This is a genomic window from Sphingomonas agri, from assembly GCF_038148795.1.
GTDB lineage: Bacteria > Pseudomonadota > Alphaproteobacteria > Sphingomonadales > Sphingomonadaceae > Sphingomicrobium > Sphingomicrobium agri.
Genome location: NZ_JBAPEU010000002.1, coordinates 710,187 through 729,129, shown reverse-complemented (window position 1 = coordinate 729,129; position 18,943 = coordinate 710,187). Strand labels below are relative to the sequence as shown.

Here is an 18,943-nt window from a genome sequence, read left to right as displayed (position 1 = left end):
CCCCTCCCCGAGATCGGGAGGGGTGGTGTGTCCTTGGTTTACTCGGCGGCGAGGGCGGTCGGGGCGTCATCCTCGTCGGCAACGCTGTCCAGCTCGACGTTGAGGCCCAGCGAACGCATTTCCTTGACGAGCACGTTGAAGCTCTCCGGAATGCCGGCCTCGAACGTGTCGTCGCCCTTGACGATCGCCTCGTAGACCTTCGTTCGGCCGATGACGTCGTCGGACTTCACCGTCAGCATTTCCTGAAGCGTGTAGGCGGCGCCGTAAGCCTGAAGAGCCCACACCTCCATTTCGCCGAAGCGCTGTCCGCCGAACTGCGCCTTGCCGCCCAGCGGCTGCTGGGTGACGAGGCTGTAGGGGCCGATCGAGCGTGCGTGGATCTTGTCGTCCACGAGGTGGTGGAGCTTCAGCATGTAGATGTAGCCCACGGTCACCTTGCGGTCGAACGGATTGCCCGTGCGGCCGTCGTACAGCGTCACCTGGCCCGAGGTGTCGAGACCCGCCTTGTCCAGCATCGCGCTGACGTCGGGTTCGCGCGCACCGTCGAACACCGGAGTGCCCATCGGAACGCCGGCGGTGAGGTTGGCCGCAAGGTCCATCAACGCGTCGTCATCGCGGGCGTCGATGTCCTTGGCATAGCCATCGCCATAGACGTCCTTGAGCTTGGCCCGGATCGCCCTCACGTCCTTGCCGGCGACGTCCCTGCCGCGCTCGTGCATGCCCTCGAGCATCTCCTGGATCTGGCGGCCAAGGCCGCGCGAGGCCCACCCGAGGTGGGTCTCGAAGATCTGCCCGACGTTCATTCGGCTCGGCACGCCCAGCGGGTTCAACACGATGTCGACCTGGGTCCCGTCCTCGAGGAACGGCATGTCCTCGATTGGCAGGATGCGGCTGATCACGCCCTTATTGCCGTGACGTCCGGCCATCTTGTCGCCCGGCTGAAGCTTGCGCTTCACCGCCACGAACACCTTGACCATCTTGAGCACGCCTGGCGGCAGCTCATCGCCGCGTTCCAGCTTCTCGACACGGTCCTCGAAGCGCCGGTTGATGGCGTTGGTCGCCTCGTCATACTGCGCCTTCACCGCTTCGAAGTCGGCCTGGCGCTTGTCGTCCTTGACGGCGATCTTCCACCAATCGTGACGATCGACGCTCTCGAGAGTCTCGGCGTCGAGCGCCGAGCCCTTCTTGATACCCTTCGGCGCGGCCGTTGCGACCTGGCCGACGAGCATCTCGCGCAGGCGCGAGAAGGTGGCCCGGTTGAGGATCCCCCGCTCGTCGTCGGCGTCCTTCTTGAGGCGCTCCTTTTCCTCGGTCTGGATGGCGCGGGTACGATCGTCGATGTCGATGCCGTGGCGGTTGAACACGCGGACCTCGACCACGGTCCCCGATACGCCCGGCGGCAGCCGAAGCGAGGTGTCGCGGACGTCGGAGGCCTTCTCGCCGAAGATCGCGCGAAGCAGCTTCTCTTCGGGAGTCATCGGGCTCTCGCCCTTCGGCGTGATCTTGCCGACCAGGATATCGCCCGGTTCGACTTCGGCGCCGATATAGACGATGCCCGCCTCGTCGAGGTTGCGCAGGGCTTCCTCGCCGACGTTCGGGATGTCGCGGGTGATGTCTTCGGGCCCGAGCTTGGTATCGCGGGCCATGACCTCGAACTCCTCGATATGGATCGAGGTGAAGACGTCATCCTTCACGATGCGCTCTGAGATGAGGATCGAATCCTCATAGTTGTACCCGTTCCACGGCATGAACGCGACGAGCACGTTCCGGCCGAGCGCGAGTTCGCCATATTCGGTCGAGGGACCGTCCGCGATGATCTCGCCTGCCTCGACCGGGTCACCTACCTTCACCAGCGGACGCTGATTGATGCAAGTATTCTGGTTCGAGCGCTGGAACTTCATCAGCGTATAAATGTCGACGCCGGACTCGCCGGGCCGCAGGTCGCCGGTGGCGCGCACGACGATGCGGGTCGCGTCGACCTGGTCGACGACGCCTGAACGGCGCGCTGCGATCGCAGCGCCCGAATCGCGCGCAACCGTCTCTTCCATGCCGGTGCCGACGAGGGGAGCCTCGGCCTTGATGAGCGGCACCGCCTGGCGCTGCATGTTCGAGCCCATAAGCGCACGGTTGGCGTCGTCATTCTCGAGGAACGGAATGAGCGAAGCTGCAACCGACACGAGCTGCTTTGGAGACACGTCCATCAAGGTGATCTGCTCGCGCGGAGCGATCAGGAACTCGCCGTTGCGGCGGGCCGAGATGATCTCCTCGACAAAGGTCCCGTCCTTGTTGAGCTCGGCGTTCGCCTGGGCGATCGTGTGCTTCGCCTCCTCCATCGCGGACAGATAGACGACCTCGTTGGTCACCTTGCCGTCGACGACCTTGCGGTAGGGGGTCTCGATGAAGCCATATTTGTTCACCCGGCTGAAGCTTGCCAGCGAGTTGATAAGCCCGATGTTGGGACCCTCAGGCGTCTCGATCGGGCAGATGCGGCCATAGTGGGTGGGGTGAACGTCGCGAACCTCGAAGCCCGCGCGCTCGCGGGTGAGGCCGCCCGGCCCGAGCGCCGAGACACGGCGCTTGTGGGTGACTTCCGAGAGCGGGTTCGTCTGGTCCATGAACTGCGAGAGCTGCGAGGAACCGAAGAACTCGCGGACGGCGGCAACGGCCGGCTTCGCATTGATGAGGTCGTTGGGCATGACGGTCGATACATCGACGCTGCTCATGCGCTCCTTGACCGCGCGCTCCATGCGCAGGAGGCCGACGCGATACTGGTTCTCCAAGAGCTCGCCGACCGAGCGGACCCGGCGGTTGGCGAGGTTGTCGATGTCGTCGATCTCGCCCTTGCCGTCCTTGAGATTCACGAGTTCCTGAACGACTGCGAGGATATCCTCCCTGCGGAGGGTCGTAACGGTGTCCTCGGCATCGAGGCCGAGGCGCATGTTGAGCTTCACCCGGCCGACGGCCGAGAGGTCGTAGCGCTCGGGGTCGAAGAACAGGCCGTAGAAGAGCGCATCCGCAGTCTCGCGCGTCGGCGGCTCGCCGGGACGCATCACGCGGTAGATGTCGGCGAGCGCGCTGTCGCCGTCCTCGCTCTTGTCCGCCTTGAGGGTGTTGCGGATCCACGGGCCCGTGTTGACGAAGTCGATGTCCAGCAGCTCGAGCGTCTTGACGCCCGCATTGTCGAGCTTCTCGAGGTTTTCCGGGGTAACCTCGTCGCCGGCCTCGATGTAAATCTCGCCCGTTTTCGCGTTGATGAGGTCATGCGCCGAATAGCGGCCGAAGATCTCCTCGGTCGGGATGATCAGGTTCTTGAGACCGTCCTTGGCTGCCTGGTTGGCGCGGCGCGGCGTGATCTTCTCGCCGGCCTTGAACATCACTTCGCCGCTATCGGCGTCGGCAACGTCGTGCGTCGGCTTCTGCCCGCGCCAGGCTTCGACGGAATAGGGGATCTGCCAGCCGTTCTTGCCGCGGACGTAGCTGACCGTCCTGTAGAAGGTGTTGAGGATCTCTTCGCTCGACATGCCGAGGGCATGGAGGAGCGCAGTAACCGGCAGCTTTCGCTTGCGGTCGATGCGGACGTTGACGATGTCCTTGGCGTCGAACTCGAAGTCCAGCCAGCTGCCGCGGTAAGGAATGACCCGGGCGGCGAAGAGGAACTTGCCGCTCGCGTGGGTCTTGCCGCGGTCGTGGTCGAACAGAACGCCCGGCGAGCGGTGCATCTGGCTGACGATCACGCGCTCGGTGCCGTTGATGATGAAAGTGCCGTTCATCGTCATGAGCGGCATGTCGCCCATGTAGACGTCCTGCTCCTTGATATCGATCACGGACTTGGCCTCCGTCTCGGGATCGATCTCGAAGGTCGTGAGACGCAGGGTAACGCGCATCGGGGCCGCATAGGTCAGCCCGCGCTGGCGGCACTCGTCGGTGTCGTATTTGGGCTCTTCGAGCTCATAATGATCGAAATCGAGGTGCGCGGTCCCGGCAAAGTCGACGATCGGGAATACCGAGCGGAGCGTCTTCTCGAGACCGGACACGTAACCGGTCTTGGGATCGGAGCGGAGGAACTGCTCGTAGCTCTCGCGCTGAACCTCGATGAGGTTCGGCATCTCGGAAATTTCGTGGATGTTGCCGAAAATCTTGCGGATGCGTCGCGAGTTGGTCTTGAGCCCGCTCGTCGTCTTCCGGGTCGATTCGATCGCTTTGGTGGCCATGTGCTTCCCTGCGCTACGCGAAGACGCACGGAAGCGTCCCCGCTAGGTTGCCCGATTTCCGGGCCGTCTTGTGGAGCGCTTGCCCCGCTACCCTCTCCAATGCGTTCGGTCCGTGCGCCGTTCGGACCCTGTCCCGGAGAGGACGGGAAAAGCCCCGGGCGCACGTCACCGTGCGGCGGAGCCGACTATTTGTTGGATGAGACCGATATAATGCTATTTCCCTCCTTGTGAAGGGGGGAAAGCGCAGTTCGCGCGAATAGATGGAGATTTGGGGCGCCCAAGGAGGTGTCCCGGCTTCCGGCTATCATGCATCAAAGCCAACAGCCGCCTGTGGGGCGGAATCCATTTCTCGTTCGACAGTGCGGCGGGTCTCACCGCCGGCCGCAGCGTCGGAACTTTCGCGTTGAATCAGTCGGTCTTCAACGCCGTGCCCGAGCCCTCGACATGGACGATGATGCTCCTCGGGTTCGGGTGCATCGGCGGCGCCATGCGCCGCAGGAAAAAAGGAGCAATCGCGCAAATCACGTGACTAAGTCCGCAGGTCGACAAGAGGGGCAGCTCTTGCGGGAGCTGCCCCTCCCTGGTTCACGCGTCCTAGAAATTCACTGCCGCGGACAGCCAGATTTGCCGCGGGTTGCCATAGAAGCCCGTCAGCACGCCGGTGCGGCCGAGCGTCGGCACGGCTTGCGTCGGCGACGTGATCGGAGTTCCGGCTGCGGTGATGAAGTCGCCAGTATAAGGGTTTTGCAGCAGGAAGTTGTAACCCGAGACGACATACTTCTTGTTTGCCAGATTCTTTCCATGGAGACCGAACTCGTAGCGACCGCCGTTCGAACGCCACATGATGTTCGCATCCCACAGAGCAAAGCCTGGCTGATCGATACCCGGAGATCTCAGCTCGAACTGCTGGCTGCTGCTGCGATAAGAGAGGGTGCTGTTGAGATTGAGACGGCCGCCAAATGCGGGCGCGTCATAGTCGATCGAACCGCTGAGGGTCCACTTCGGCGTATTCTGGATCTTCCTGAAATTCGCAAGGTCAACTTGGACGGGCGTGATCAACGGCGCGCCGTTGATGTTGCGATTCACAACCGTCAGAAAACTTAGATATTTCGCATCCAGATAACCAAGCGTTCCGGCGAGATTCAGCCGGTCACCGGACGCCAACATGTCTTGTGCCGCGCGCAAGTTCGTCTCGAGTTCGACGCCCCGGAAACGGGCCTTGCCCGCGTTGGTGGTAATTCCGACGAATGTCGGCACGCCGGTCGCAGTCACGCCGCCCGCCGAACCTGGGACCTGGACGTCCTTATAGTTTGCCTGGAACACGGCCAGCGCGAACTGCAGGCGGCGTTTGAACAATGCAGCCTTCCATCCTGCTTCGTAGCTGTCCACCTTCTCGGGGTCGAAGGCCATGAAGTCGTAGATCTCCTGCGCCGTGGGCGGCGTGGCCGGATTCGAGCGCGGTGTCGCGGTGGTCAGGCCGCGCGGGTCGAACCCGCCGCCTTTGAAGCCTCGTGAGTAGCTGACATAAATGTTGTTGTTCGGGTTTGGCTTGAAATTGACGGAGGCGCGTGGGGTGAATGCCCTGTCTGTTCGGCTGCCCTCGAAATTGGACGTGAGCGCGCCGAGCTGGCTCCCGACTCCAAAGCCGAAACTGCCGCCAAGCTGAGGTGCGCCCCCGAGAACGTAGTTTGCACGAATGATGCGCGCGTGGCGGTGGTCGTTCGTATAGCGACCCCCAACCGAAAGGCTCCACTGCGGCGTGAAGTCATAGGTGAAATCGCCGAATATCGCCCATGTCTTTGTCCGCACATCACCGCTCGTGGTCGCGGTGAGGCCCGGCAGTGCAAATACGCAACCCGGCAGGGGAACCGTCGGGCAGGTCGTGTAAAGCCGGACGTCAAATATGTCCTGAGCTCTCGCGTTCAGGTAGTAGACGCCGATGATGCCCTGAAGCGGGCCCTTGTCGACAACGCCCTGGAATTCCTGGCTGAATTGGTGATTACGGTAGATGGCGGGCACGTCCGTGTCGGCGTAAGGCAGCGCGTCGAAGTCGATCGGCGTGAAGCCCGTGTCCTTGCGGTACGCGGTGATCGTACGGAACTTCAACCAATCGGTGACGTCCATCTCGCCATGGAGCGCGATCCCGCCGCCCCGGATCCGCTGCTCCGGATCATTGAGGCTGCCTTGCGTATCCCAGACGTGACCGAGCACCTGCTGGCCGCCATTACAGGCGAACGGCGTTATCGAGAGCGTGCAGAGGTTCGGGATGAGCCGGTGGCCGCCACGCGGATTGCTGTTGTCCCACACGTAGTCGCCCTCGACGCGGAACCACGCCCTGTCAGACGGAATAAACTCGATGGTGCCGCGAGCTCCGACCACATCCTTGTTATAGTTGCGAAGTCCGTTGGTGAGGTTCTTTCCGAACCCGTTGTTGCTGAGCCTCGCAACCGTGCCGCTTATGAACAGACCCTTGGTTAAAGGTGAGGAGGCCGAGACGATCAGGTCGGCCTGATGATAGGTGCCAAGATTCGTCCGCATGCTGAAGTGCGGCCCATCCTGCGGGATCCGGCGAGTGACATATTTGATTGCGCCGCCGACGGTGTTGCGACCGTAGAGCGTGCCCTGCGGGCCGCGCAGCACTTCGATTCGTTCGACATCGTAGATGTCGAGCACTGCAGCTTGCGGACGATTGAAATAGACGTCGTCGAGGTAAAGCCCGACCCCCTGTTCGAAGCCTGCGACCGGATCCTGCTGGCCGATACCGCGGATGAATGGCGTGAGCGTCGAATTTGTCCCTCGTGAAACTTCGAGAGTGACGTTTGGCGTCGTGTCCGCAACGTCGGTGATGTCCAGTGCACCCTGGCGGTCGAGCTGTTCACCCGAATAAGCGGTGACAGCGACCGGCACGTTGAGCAGGATTTCATTGCGACGGCGCGTCGTGACGACGATTTCCTGATCGCTGCCCGTCGCGGCCTGTGTCTGCGTTTGCTGGTTGTTCGCCGTTTGCCCGGAAGTCGTGCCGGGGTTGGTTTGAGCTGCAAAAGCTGGAGTTGTGGAAAGCGCCGCGGCGGCAACGGTGCCGAAAAGAGCGGCGCGTGCAAAGGTCACGCCCATCAGACTGTTCTCCCCCTTCCAGGCGCGGTTGCGCCCGAAGTCAGAATCGTGTCTACTGAAACTTGAACCGTGTTTCAACTTGCTAATGAAATCCGCCGCGGTAGGGGGAGCCGGATGGGGGTAAAGATCGAGGACATAGCGCCATCGGGCGCGACCCGCGTCTCGAAAGCCCCGCGGACAGCGCGCGGCGAGCGGACGTTGCGCAAGATCCTTGACGCGGCACGCCAGGAATTCGGGGAGCGCGGGTTTTCCGACAGTTCGATCGTCGGTATTACGCGGCGCGCCGGCGTGGCGCTCGGTACCTTTTACACCTACTTCGATTCAAAAGAGGCTCTTTTCCAGGCACTGGTTCGCGACATGTCGATCCAAGTGCGCGATACGGTCGCGCCAGCGTTTAGGGAGGCGACCGACGCGCTCGACGGTGCGCGTCGCGGTCTGGAACTCTTCCTCGAATTCGTACGCGATCATCGCGACATTTACCGCATCATCGACGAGGCCGAGTTCGTCGATCCTCGCGCTTACCGCGAACATTATGAGACGACTGCAACGCGCATTGCGGCTCGCTTTGCGGCCGCGCGCGACAGTGGCGAGATTGCCGAGGATCTGACGAACGAAGATCTCGACATCCTCGCCTGGGCGTCGATGGGCGCCAATGTCTTCCTTGGTCTCCGGTTTTTCGTGTGGGACAGCGCGGATCCCAAGCATGTGGCGGCAGTCACCAACCGCCTCTTGCGAAAGGGTCTTACTTCATGAGCGACAGCAAACTGGTCGTGCGCGGCTATGAGGATCGCTATTTCACGGTCGGGGACGGTCTTCGGCTGCATTACCGCGATTATCCCGGCACCAGCCGCAAGCCGCCATTGCTTTGCCTGCATGGTTTGACACGAAACTCGCGCGACTGGGCGCAGTTCGCCGCTCATTATTCACCAGAGCACCGCGTACTGGCGCTTGATTTTCGTGGTCGCGCACAAAGCGAATATGACCCGGTTTGCGCGCGATACACGCCACTGACCTATGCCGGCGATGTGATCGAAATGCTCGACCAGCTCGGAATACCCGAGGCGATATTCGTCGGCACTTCGCTCGGCGGGCTTGTCACCATGGTGATTGCCGCGACGGCACCGCAGCGCATCAAGGCCAGCATCCTCAACGACGTCGGTCCAGACGTCGATCCAGCCGGCATCGATCGCATCCTTTCTTATGTCGGCAAGGATGTGCGTTTCGGTAGCTGGGATGAAGCGGCCGAGGCGATTGCCGCCAATTACGGCGGTTCGTTCGAGAGATACACGCATGACGACTGGATCAAGATGGCAAAGCGGAACTGCCGCGAGGAAGACGGCCAAATCCGGTTCGACTATGACATGGCAATCGCGGAGCCCTTCAAGACGATGGGAGCAACGCCGCAAGTCGACCTGTGGCCCTTATTCGAGGCGCTCGGCCGCAAGCCGCTGCTCGTCATCCGCGGCGAAAAGAGCGATCTTCTGACAGTTCAAACGACGGCGAAGATGCAGTCGGTTGCTCCAAACATGAAGCTCGCTGTCGTGCAGGGCGTGGGGCACGCCCCTGAGCTCAACGAGCCTGAGGCGGTAGCGGCGATTGAAGGCTTTCTGGCCGGGTTGAACGCCTGATCGCCAGCATTCCAGCGACGCAATAGAAAAAGGGCGGCCCCATTGGAGCCGCCCTTCAATCGCCAAACGCCTTCGAAGCTTACTTGAGCTCGACGGTTCCGCCGGCTTCCTCGATCTGCTTCTTGATCTTCTCGGCTTCGTCCTTGTTGACGCCTTCCTTGAGCGGCTTCGGCGCGCCTTCGACCAGCGCCTTCGCCTCGCCGAGGCCAAGACCGGTAATCACGCGGACTTCCTTGATCACGTTGATCTTCTTGCCACCGTCGCCGGTGAGAATGACGTCGAACTCGGTCTTTTCTTCAGCAGCCGGTGCGCCGGCGCCGGCGGCACCACCGGCCGGTGCGGCAACCGCCACAGCAGCGGCGGCCGAAACGCCCCACTTCTCTTCGAGCGCCTTGGCGAGATCCGCGGCTTCGAGAACGGTCAGTTCGGACAGCTGGTCGACCAGCTTAGCAATGTCAGCCATTTGATACTCCTTGGTGGGGCATTGGCCCCAAGTTGTCGTGCGTTGATGAAAAAGGTTCGCTTAGGCGGCCTGTTGGGCCGCATAGGCGCCGAAAACCCGTGCCAGCTGTGCACCTGGCTCGTTGATCGTACGGGCGATCTTGGTCGCGGGAGCCTGGATGAGGCCCACGATCGTCGCGCGCAGTTCGTCGAGCGAGGGAAGCGCAGCAAGTGCCTTGATCCCGTTTACGTCGAGGACCGTGTCGCCCATCGCTCCGCCGACGATCTCGAACTTGTCGGTCGTCTTGGCGAAATCGACTGCCACCTTGGCAGCCGCGACGGGGTCTTCGGACGTCGCAAGCGCAGTCGGGCCCTTGAGAAGGTCGCCGATCGGCTTGTAGCGCGTGTCCTCGAGCGCAATCAGGGCAAGTCGGTTCTTCGCAACTTTGAACTGGGCCCCGGCATCGCGCATCTTGAGCCGCAGGTCCGTGGACTGTGCGACCGTGAGTCCGAGATTGCGGGTGACGACCACCACGCTCGTCTCGGTCAAGACGTTTTTCAGCTCGGCGACCAGATCGGCTTTTTGCGAACGATCCACTGCCTACTCCAACATTTCGCTCGAAGCTTCACTTCGAGCGAGGTTCAACAAAGCTCCGGCGCGAACGCCAAAGCACTGAATGTCCGTGGGGCGTTGGATCGGCGGCGTTGCAATGGGCAACGCACGACGGGAGCGGTTTCCCGCTTCCGAGTGATTCCTGTCCCCGTCTAGGCTGCAAATTAAGAGGAGTTCCCGCTAGGGACCTGACCTCGGCAGCTGTCTCGGACGGCTGCACCGGACGAGCCGGTGCGAGGGCGCGCCTATAGCGAAAAATGCCGGTCGATCAACCCTTAGGGATGGGCCTTCAGCCAGGAAGCGCGCCGGCGCGCTCGCGCGCCTGCTTGTCTACTTGAAAATCGATCCGTGCAATCAACCCGCTTGCGGTCAGTCGTTGCAGTGCGGGGAGCTGCGTCTGGACGCCGGTTTCGACCGGCGCGAGGAGCGCTACAAGCCCGGCGGCAAAAGCGCGAGGCAAGCGCTGGAGGTTGCGAAAAGTGCAGCTGCAGATTTCATGAGAACCCTCCCAGGCGCGGCGAAGACGCAGCCGCGCCCGCGCCCGGAAGGGAAACAGTCGTTCGTTAGGCGCCGGCAACCTCGGCGAGGTCGACCTTCACGCCCGGGCCCATCGTCGAGGAAACCGAGAGCTTCTTCACGAACTTGCCCTTGGCGCCCGATGGCTTGCCCTTGATGATCGCGTCGATGAACGCGCTGAAATTCTCCTTGAGGTCCTCCTCGGAGAAGCTCGCCTTGCCGATGCCGGCGTGGACGATGCCCGCCTTCTCGACGCGGAACTCGACCTGGCCCGATTTTGCATCGTTGACTGCCTTGGCGACATCCATCGTGACCGTGCCGAGTTTCGGGTTCGGCATCAGGCCCTTGGGACCCAGGACTTTTCCGAGGCGGCCGACGACACCCATCATGTCGGGGGTCGCAATCACACGATCGAAATCGATCTGGCCGCCCTGAATGGTTTCCATCAGGTCCTCGGCCCCCACGACGTCGGCGCCGGCTGCCTTGGCCTCGTCGGCCTTGGCGCCCTTGGCGAACACCGCAACGCGGACGCTCTTGCCGGTGCCCTTGGGCAGATTGACAACGCCCCGGACCATCTGGTCCGCGTGCCGCGGATCAACCCCCAGATTCAAGGCGACCTCGATGGTCTCGTCGAACTTGGCGCTCGCATTGCCCTTCACGAGCGCGATCGCCTCGTCGACACCATAAAGCTTTTCGCGGTCGACGACCTGCAGTGATTTCTGGCGCTTGGAAAGCTTAGTCATCTCTTAGCCCTCCACCACGTTGAGGCCCATCGCGCGGGCGCTGCCTTCGATGATCTTGGTCGCCGCGTCGAGGTCGTTGGCGTTGAGATCCTTCATCTTGGTCTCGGCAATGTCGCGCAGCTGCGAGCGGCGGATCGTGCCCGCCGTTGCCTTGCCAGGCTCCTGCGAGCCCTTGCCAATCTTGGCCGCCTTCTTGAGCAGGAAGCTCGCGGGCGGGGTCTTGGTCGTGAAGGAGAAGCTTCGATCCGCATAGACCGTGATCACGGTCGGGATCGGTGCGCCTTTCTCGAGCTCCTGCGTCGCCGCGTTGAAGGCCTTGCAGAATTCCATGATATTGACGCCGCGCTGGCCAAGTGCCGGGCCGATGGGCGGCGCGGGATTGGCGGTGCCGGCTGGCACCTGCAGCTTGATGTAGCCGGTGATTTTCTTTGCCATTGTCTCACTCTTTAGTGCCCACCGCCGCCAGGCGGAGGAGGGCGGTTCAAGTTTAGCGGTTCAAGCGAACGCCGAAGCGATCTCCCGCAAATTGCGCTTCGAACCATCCCGAAGAATGGTCCGCTGCTCTCCCGGTTTCTCAGGAAGGCGGCCGCCTACATGAATTGGGCCGCGCCTGCAACTTATGCTAACAGCTTTGCGGGGAAGGTGTGAACAGGAGTAGCGAATGAAGAGGGCTATTCTTCTCACTGCAATGGCTTTGCTCACCGCCTCGTCGGCACAGGCGAAAACGCTCAGGTGGATGGACGGTCCGCCCGGGCTCCCGGCTGGAGCAAAATTCGCGGTCGTCTCGGGGGATCCCGGGAAGGAAGGCAAGTTCACCGTCCAGATCAAGATGCCTGCGGGCTACGCCGTTCCCGCCCACCATCATCCGACGGACGAGCGGGTTTCGGTTCTGTCTGGTGAGCTTCGTTACGGGATGGGCGACAAGCTCGATCGCGACCGCGCGGGCACCTTGAACCGAGGTCATCACGTCGTGATGCAGTCGGGCATGAACCACTGGGTGTTTACCAAGGACCCGGCAACGATTCAGGTCAGCGCGATGGGCCCCTTCCAGATTACCTACGTCGATCCCAAGGACGACCCGCGCACCAAGTAAATGCCGGGATGCGCCATCAATCGGTGGCGCCCGGGGTGCAGGACACGCGAAATGCTATTCCGCTGCAACACGCCTTGCAGTTGGCCTTTGTTCGCTCGCCTGCGCCGCAGAGACCCGCGATCGCCGGCAGCGCTTGGGACCGGGTACCCCAACGAAACAATAAGTGCCCGCATGCGGTGAAGCGTTGCGGGCGGGCACCGGTAAGCGCCCCTGAGGGACGACATCAGCAAAATTGCCCCTGGCCAAAGAAGAAAAGGACCGTCCGAAAGCGGCCCTCAGCCTGATGCAGTAACCGGATTTGGGCTCGTGACCCCTGGTTACTTCACTCTCTCGACTTGCTCGAACTCGAGCTCGACCGGGGTGGCACGACCGAAGATGCTGACCGAAACCTTCACTCGGCCGCGGTCGAAATCGAGCTCTTCCACGACGCCGTTGAAGCTTGCGAAAGGTCCGTCGAGCACCTTCACCGCATCGCCGATCTCATAGTCGACATTGATCTTCGCCTTTGGCGCGTGGGTTGCTGCTTCGTCCTTGGTGCTGAGCATGCGCGCCGCCTGCGCATCCGGGATCGGCTGGGGCTTTCCGCCCGGTCCCAGGAAACCCGTTACCTTGGGGGTGTTCTTGACGAGGTGGTAGACCTGGTCGTTCATCTCGAGCTTGGCGAGAACGTAACCGGGCATGAACTTGCGCTCGGATTCGACGCGCTTGCCGCGTTTGATCTCGGTGACAGTCTCGGTAGGCACCTCGATCTGTTCGACGAAGCGCTCGAGCCCCATTCGGGTCGCTTCGCTCATGATCGCGTCACGGACCTTGTTCTCGAAGCCCGAATAAGCGTGGATGATGTACCAGCGGGACATTGTTCTTACCTTTTAGATCCCTGATCCCGATCTCTCCTGGGAAGGAGCAGTGGGATGAAAGCTAGCCGAGGAAGCTCAGCAGATATTTCACGACCGTCGAGAAGAAGGCGTCGGTCGCGGCGAAAAAGAAAGCAAGCAGCAGAGTCATGATGATGACCATGATCGCGGTCGCGACCGTCTCCTTGCGGGTCGGCCAGTGCACTCTGCCCGTTTCGACACGGACCTGACGGATGAATTCGCCGGGGGAGACTTTGGCCACGTTCGTTCTGCTCGCTTGCGGATAGAAAAGCGCCCCGCGGACCTCTCGGGGCGGCGGGGCTGCGGCTCACTTAGCGGCGGCAGCTCGACTCTTCAAGGTCGTGAAACTGCCGTCCGATGTCACTCGTTGCGGGGTCCTGCTTGACCGCACCTCGGCCGCGCATTGCTCCTCGTCGGGCGGAAGGGAAGGGTGGCAGGAGTGGAGGGACTCGAACCCCCGGCCCTCGGTTTTGGAGACCGATGCTCTACCAACTGAGCTACACTCCTAGGACGCGAGGGCAGGTAGCCAGCAGGAGCGCGCCGCGCAAGGCTCAGTGAACGATCGGAAGACCGATCCAGCTGCCGCCCGTCCCAGTGAACACCCGCTGCGTCTGCGCACGATAGTCGCCGGGCTTCGCAAAGAAGATATTCGGGACAAAAGTCTGCGGGTTGCGATCGTAGAGCGGGAACCAGGTGGACTGGACCTGGATCATGAGCCGGTGCCCGGGCTGAACCACATAGTCGACCTGTGGCAATGCGAACTCGTAACTGACGGGCTGGTTTGCTGGAACGGGACTAGGATGCGCCGGATCGGTCCGGTAGCGGCCGCGCATCACGTCCATGGCGATCGCCAGCTCATAGCCCCCGAGTTCGGGTTTTTGCGGATATTGGTCGGGATAGACATCGATCAGCTTCACGATCCAGTCGCTGTCGGTGCCGCTGGTCGAGGCGACGAGATGAACCAGCGGCGTTCCCGCAAGACGCAGCGGCTCGCTCATCGGGGCGCTGGAATAAGTGAGGACGTCGGTTCGCGCTTCGGCGAAACGCTGGTCATCGACGAGCCACTGCCGCCAGCTCGAGTTGGGGCCGTAGGGCGGCAGGTTCGGACGGGCACGGTAGGTGACGGGACGCGCTGGATCGGAGACGTAGGAATCGAATGCCCGTCCGCCTGGAACAGCAAAGCTCATTCCGTTGCCCGGGGTCAGATAGAGCGGGGTGAGGTTTGCCGGGCACCCGGCGGCACAGGCGAGCGGCCAGTCATTGAGCTGCTTCCACTGGTTCGTTCCGGCCTCGAAGGCGGTGACTCGCGCGATGTTGGCGGGCGGTCCGGCTTTCAGATGTTCGTCGAGGAACGGGATCATCACGTTCTGGCGGAACCATTTGGCGGTATCGGAGCCCCACTCGATGGGACCAAGCGAATATGCGCTGATGTTCGCCTGTCCGTGGTGCCACGGGCCAAGCACGAGATGGGCGTTGCCATTGTCCCCTCGCTTGACCGCGTCGAACACGGCAGGCGCTCCGTAAATGTCTTCCTGGTCCCATTCGCTATCGACGAGCAGGGTCGGGACGGTCAGGGGTCTCGCGGCAAGGATCCGGTCTACCGCCTGGTCCTGCCAATATTCGTCATAGGCGGGATGCTGCGTCAGCCGTAGCCAGAAGGGTAACTGGTCCATTCCCATCGCACGGCCGTACTCTCCTGCTGAACCGTGGCGGAGAAAGGTGGCGTAGTCGTCGTAAGCGCCGGAGAACCATTGTTCCTCCGACTTCTTGTTGGCCGTCTGGCCATAGACGTAGCCGATCATTTCCTGGCGGAATGCGCCGTTGTGGAACCAGTCGTCGCCCTTCCAGACGTCGACCATCGGATTGATCGGGACGGAGGCCTTGAGGGCTGGGTGTGGATTGACGAGGGTCATCAGGGCGGTGAAGCCGTCGTAGCTCGTTCCGAACGTTCCCACTCGGCCGTTCGACTCGGGGACGTTCTTCACCAGCCACTCGATCGTGTCCCAGGCATCGGTCGAATGGTCCACGCTTGTCGGATTGAGGGGGCCCTTGAGGGGCCGGTTCATGACGTAATCGCCCTCGGACTTATATTTACCGCGCACGTCCTCAACGGCGACGATGTAGCCCGCGCGCACGAGCTCGGCATTGAGCGGCGAGAGGATATTCTCCGGCCATGGGCCGAAACCGCCGCGCTCGGTCGCCTTGTCGGCGGAGTAAGGCGTGCGATCGAGCATGATCGGATGCTTGCCGCCCGTGCCGCCACCGCGCGGAATGATGAGGACGGCATAGAGGCTCGCCCCGTCGCGCATCGGAATGTGAACCTCGCGGCGCACATATTGGAATTCGGCGCGCGGCGGCACGAAGCGCTGCGGGATGTCGCCGCCCTTCGGGATCGGCGCGACCGGCTGGAAGTGCGGCGGGATGTCTCCGCCCGGCTGGACGGCGGGCTGTACGTGGCTCTCGGCGAACACGGGGGGCGCAAGCGCCAGCGCCGCTGCAAGGAACGCCAATTTCTTGAGGCTCATTCGACTCCCTCTCGCGCGGCGCTATTGGCATGGCGCGCGCACGAGGAGCAACCCGGGTCCGGTTTTCCAGTCGAAAAGGAGCGGCCCCCGCGAAGCGCGGTCATGACGAGGTTCGCCAACGCTCTTCAAAGCCTGCAGTGGATCGCCTGCATTGCCATAGACGTCTTGCTCTTCGGAGCTGGGGTGACGGTGCCCGCGCGAAATCGTTCGGGGATACGGCCGTTTGCGCCTGGGTCGTGGACAGACCCGCAGATTGTCGGGCCAGAGCCTGCAAAGCTGCAGCGCTCGCCGTCGGAACGAAAGCGCAACGCGAGATGTTGGCGGGCGACATTCGAGCCGATGGGGCGAAGATATATCTTGAAGCGTTCGCGCTTTTCGCGAACTCTTGCAACAAGACGGGCTTGGACAGGCAGGTGAAATGAACGACCGGACCTTCTTCGACCGCACAACGCGCGTGATCGCCGCTGATGACGGAACGACCTATGACAGCGTGGCGATCGGCCTTCACTGGACAACCGCGGTACTCGTCATCGTGCAGTTCGTTTCGGCAATAACCTGGGACTATTGGGCGCGTGATACCCGTGAAACGATGCAAAGCCTGCACGTCTCGCTCGGCGTTCTTCTGACCGTTGTCATCATCGCCCGGATAATCTGGCGCCTGCTGCCGGGCCATCAGGTTTCATCGCTCGAGCTTGGCTGGGTCCGGACGCTCTCGAAGGGCGTCCATTACCTCTTCTATGTACTGTTGGCGGCGCAGGCGACGACGGGCTTCCTCTGGCGCTGGGCACAGGGTCACCCGGTGGCTTTCTTCGGGATCGGCATTCCCAACCCCTTCGGCGCCCTCGACCGCACCTCGCGGCATACGCTCCATGACCTTCACGAGAAAATCGGCTGGGGCATCATCATCATCGCCGCAGGCCACGCCGCGGCTGCCCTTTATCACCATTATGCGCTTCACGACCGTGTGCTCGGCCGTATGTTCCCGCCGGCGCGCCGATCAGAAGCGGTCTAGATTTCCGTCTCTTCGATGAACTTTGTACCAGCGCTTCCGAAAAGGGCCCAGCGCACCTGCGCCTTCACCCGGCCGATCCGCGGTATGGCGATCGTGAGCAACTCGCCGATCCGGAAGTGGTCGGTGCCGTCGAGGCGGCATCCCTCGTTCGAAATGTTGCTGACGAGCGCCGCCGACTGACTGCCGTCGGCGCGGTGGACCACCGCGTCGACCTCGACCGGAAACCGGTCCTGCCTGCCAATCCAACCCTGCATGCGCTCCACGACGCGCTCCCCCGTCCGAACGGATCTCTAGTGCGGCCACGTAAACATAGGTTTAATCCGGCCGTCTAGGAACTTAAGGCTTGGACCCCAACGTGGGTTAGAAATCGCAAGACCGGCCGGTTCCCCGGCTCAGGCGGCGATGTCGTAGGGCTGGATCTCGCCCGACAGGTAGAGGTTTCGCGCCTTTGTCCTCGAGAGCTTGCCCGAGCTCGTACGCGGGAGCGTTCGTGGGGGAACCAGCTCGACGACGGGCGTTATCCCGGTAATTGCCCGGACCCGCTCGCGGATCTCGTCACGAAGGCGGCCGCGCTCGGCGGCGTCGGACACGCGGCAATGGACGAGGACCGCCGGGGTTTCCTCGCCCGATGGTCCCGTGATCGCGAACGCCGCAATATCCCCGGACTTGAATCCTGGCAGCTGCTCGACGGCCCATTCGATGTCCTGCGGCCAGTGATTGCGCCCGTTGATGATGATCATGTCCTTGGCGCGGCCGACGATGAAAATGTAGCCTTTGGACATGTAGCCCATGTCGCCGGTGTCGAGCCAGCCATCCTCGCTCAGCGCCGCTTTCGTCGATTCCTCGTCGCGGAAATAGCTGTGCATGACGCTCTGGCCGCGGACGTAGACCTTTCCGATCCCTCGCTCGGACAGGATCTCGCCATCATTGTCCCTGATCTCGATCTCCATTCCGGTGACCGGGCGCCCGCAATTCACCACCGCACGGTAGCGACGGGGACGCTGATCGTCGGGGACACCGCCGGACAATTCGTTTTCCTCGACCAGCTCGAGCCGGATTCCCTCGCCGGGCGGCATCAGCGATACCGCCAGTGTCGCTTCCGCAAGACCGTAGCTCGGACAGAATGCGCTTGCCTTGAAACCCGCCTCGTCGAAGCAGTCGACGAAGGCCTGCATGACGTCCGGGCGGATCATGTCTGCCCCGTTTCCGGCGATGCGCCAGCGCGCGAGGTCGAAACGGTCCTGGGCGCGCGTCTGGGAACTCATTCGGCGCGAACAGATGTCGTAGCCGAAGGTCGGGGAATAGCTGACCGTCGTGCCCGGGTTGCGGGTGATCATGTCGAGCCAGGCAAGCGGTCGGCGCGCGAAATCCTCGGTCTTGAGATAGTCGACCGACATCTGAAGCGACATTGGCGAGAGGAAGCAGCCAACCAGTCCCATGTCATGATACCAGGGCAGCCAGGAAACGCAGCGATCCGTATCGCGGATCTGGAGGCCGATGCCATGAGCACGCAGATTGTCCAGAAGCGCTCGGTGGGTGACCGCAACACCGTGCGGAAAGCGCGTCGAGCCGCTCGAATATTGAAGGTAGGCAATGTCCTCAGGCTGCGCGTCCGGAAATGCCGCGCTGGAAGGTTCAATGCCTTCAAGCTCGTCCCACGAGCGCGAGACGACGCCTGCCTTCTTCGCAGCGTCGGCGCAGAAGTCCGCAAGCTCCGGCGGGTAGAGGAAGAGCGCAGGATCGCAGCTCTTCAGCTGGACGCCGAGCTGGTCGACATAAGCGTCGCGACCGCCAAAGCTGGTGGGCAAGGGCAGGGGGACAGGCCAGGCGCCCGCATAGACGGCGCCGAAGAAGACTGTGGCGAACTCTGCTCCGGTTTCGGCGACCAGCGCAATGCGGTCGCCCGGCTTGATGCCGAGCGCGAGGAATCGCCGTCCCGCGACAAGCGCATCGGCTCGCAGGTCCTTATAGGCGTAAGCGCTTGCAAGCATCCCGCGCGCGTCGTGGAAATTCAGGCCGCGCTTGCCCGTCGCTGCATAGTCGAGCGCCTCGCCAATCGTGCCAAAGTCGGCAAGCCGGCGCGGCAGGTCGTTATCGATGGTCGGGGTCGCCCCCGCGGGCGCGAGGTTCTTGATCACCGAAGTATTGCGCTCAAGCACGCAGTCCATTCCC

At 62.5% G+C, this 18,943-nt stretch carries 16 protein-coding genes and 1 tRNA gene; 5 read left to right on the top strand and 12 right to left on the bottom strand.

Annotation, left to right across the window (positions count from 1 at the left end; all coding sequences use genetic code 11):
• Positions 1-38: 38 nt before the first annotated feature.
• Positions 39-4,211, bottom strand: coding sequence for a DNA-directed RNA polymerase subunit beta (gene rpoB / locus V8192_RS10460; protein WP_341633011.1), 4,173 nt, complete (start codon positions 4,209-4,211; stop codon positions 39-41).
• A 268-nt stretch (positions 4,212-4,479) separates the two neighbouring features.
• Here rpoB and V8192_RS14680 point away from each other — a divergent pair, with 268 nt between their 5' ends.
• Positions 4,480-4,740 (top strand): PEPxxWA-CTERM sorting domain-containing protein, encoded by a 261-nt coding sequence (locus V8192_RS14680; RefSeq protein ID WP_505574276.1) that lies wholly within the window; start codon positions 4,480-4,482, stop codon positions 4,738-4,740.
• A 65-nt stretch (positions 4,741-4,805) separates the two neighbouring features.
• On the opposite strand, the gene V8192_RS10450 is transcribed toward V8192_RS14680, so the two are convergent.
• Entirely contained in the window at positions 4,806-7,325 is a 2,520-nt protein-coding gene (locus V8192_RS10450) for a TonB-dependent receptor (protein ID WP_341633010.1), read from the bottom strand.
• 114 nt (positions 7,326-7,439) lie between these two features.
• Between V8192_RS10450 and V8192_RS10445 the strand changes: the two genes are divergently transcribed.
• Both V8192_RS10445 and V8192_RS10440 read left to right on the top strand, forming a co-directional pair.
• Positions 7,440-8,078, top strand: coding sequence for a TetR/AcrR family transcriptional regulator (locus tag V8192_RS10445; protein WP_341633009.1), 639 nt, complete (start codon positions 7,440-7,442; stop codon positions 8,076-8,078).
• On the top strand, positions 8,075-8,953 hold the full coding sequence (locus V8192_RS10440) for an alpha/beta fold hydrolase (RefSeq protein ID WP_341633008.1): 879 nt from the start codon (positions 8,075-8,077) through the stop codon (positions 8,951-8,953). Before V8192_RS10445 ends, V8192_RS10440 begins: the two co-directional genes overlap by 4 nt.
• Before the next feature lie 79 nt (positions 8,954-9,032).
• Here the strand turns inward: V8192_RS10440 and rplL are convergent, their stop codons facing one another.
• From rplL to rplK, 4 genes are all read right to left on the bottom strand, one after another.
• Positions 9,033-9,416, bottom strand: coding sequence for a 50S ribosomal protein L7/L12 (rplL, locus tag V8192_RS10435; protein WP_341633007.1), 384 nt, complete (start codon positions 9,414-9,416; stop codon positions 9,033-9,035).
• A 60-nt stretch (positions 9,417-9,476) separates the two neighbouring features.
• Positions 9,477-9,992 carry a 50S ribosomal protein L10 gene (gene rplJ / locus V8192_RS10430; protein ID WP_341633006.1) on the bottom strand — a complete coding sequence of 172 codons (516 nt, stop codon included), beginning with the start codon at positions 9,990-9,992 and terminating at the stop codon, positions 9,477-9,479.
• A 578-nt stretch (positions 9,993-10,570) separates the two neighbouring features.
• Positions 10,571-11,266: a 50S ribosomal protein L1 gene (gene rplA, locus V8192_RS10425; RefSeq protein WP_341633005.1), complete on the bottom strand. Its 696-nt coding sequence runs from the start codon at positions 11,264-11,266 to the stop codon at positions 10,571-10,573.
• Between the two features lie 3 nt (positions 11,267-11,269).
• The gene (gene rplK / locus V8192_RS10420) at positions 11,270-11,701 is read right to left on the bottom strand and encodes a 50S ribosomal protein L11 (protein ID WP_341633004.1); all 432 of its coding nucleotides are present in this window, start codon (positions 11,699-11,701) and stop codon (positions 11,270-11,272) included.
• A 226-nt stretch (positions 11,702-11,927) separates the two neighbouring features.
• Between rplK and V8192_RS10415 the strand changes: the two genes are divergently transcribed.
• The gene (locus V8192_RS10415; RefSeq protein WP_341633003.1) at positions 11,928-12,359 is read left to right on the top strand and encodes a cupin domain-containing protein; all 432 of its coding nucleotides are present in this window, start codon (positions 11,928-11,930) and stop codon (positions 12,357-12,359) included.
• Between the two features lie 317 nt (positions 12,360-12,676).
• Here the strand turns inward: V8192_RS10415 and nusG are convergent, their stop codons facing one another.
• From nusG to V8192_RS10395, 4 genes are all read right to left on the bottom strand, one after another.
• Positions 12,677-13,216: a transcription termination/antitermination protein NusG gene (gene nusG / locus V8192_RS10410; RefSeq protein WP_341633002.1), complete on the bottom strand. Its 540-nt coding sequence runs from the start codon at positions 13,214-13,216 to the stop codon at positions 12,677-12,679.
• Positions 13,217-13,277: 61 nt separating this feature from the next.
• Positions 13,278-13,475 carry a preprotein translocase subunit SecE gene (gene secE / locus V8192_RS10405; protein ID WP_341633001.1) on the bottom strand — a complete coding sequence of 66 codons (198 nt, stop codon included), beginning with the start codon at positions 13,473-13,475 and terminating at the stop codon, positions 13,278-13,280.
• Between the two features lie 190 nt (positions 13,476-13,665).
• A tRNA-Trp gene (locus V8192_RS10400) sits at positions 13,666-13,741 on the bottom strand.
• A 44-nt stretch (positions 13,742-13,785) separates the two neighbouring features.
• Entirely contained in the window at positions 13,786-15,759 is a 1,974-nt protein-coding gene (locus V8192_RS10395; RefSeq protein ID WP_341633000.1) for a CocE/NonD family hydrolase, read from the bottom strand.
• Positions 15,760-16,177: 418 nt separating this feature from the next.
• Between V8192_RS10395 and V8192_RS10390 the strand changes: the two genes are divergently transcribed.
• Positions 16,178-16,771: a cytochrome b gene (locus V8192_RS10390; protein ID WP_341632999.1), complete on the top strand. Its 594-nt coding sequence runs from the start codon at positions 16,178-16,180 to the stop codon at positions 16,769-16,771.
• On the opposite strand, the gene V8192_RS10385 is transcribed toward V8192_RS10390, so the two are convergent.
• Complete coding sequence (locus V8192_RS10385) at positions 16,768-17,025, bottom strand: PilZ domain-containing protein (protein WP_341633330.1); 258 nt, start codon at positions 17,023-17,025, stop codon at positions 16,768-16,770. The genes V8192_RS10390 and V8192_RS10385 overlap by 4 nt on opposite strands.
• 138 nt (positions 17,026-17,163) lie before the next feature.
• Positions 17,164-18,930, bottom strand: coding sequence for a fatty acyl-AMP ligase (locus V8192_RS10380; RefSeq protein WP_341632998.1), 1,767 nt, complete (start codon positions 18,928-18,930; stop codon positions 17,164-17,166).
• Positions 18,931-18,943: the final 13 nt, after the last annotated feature.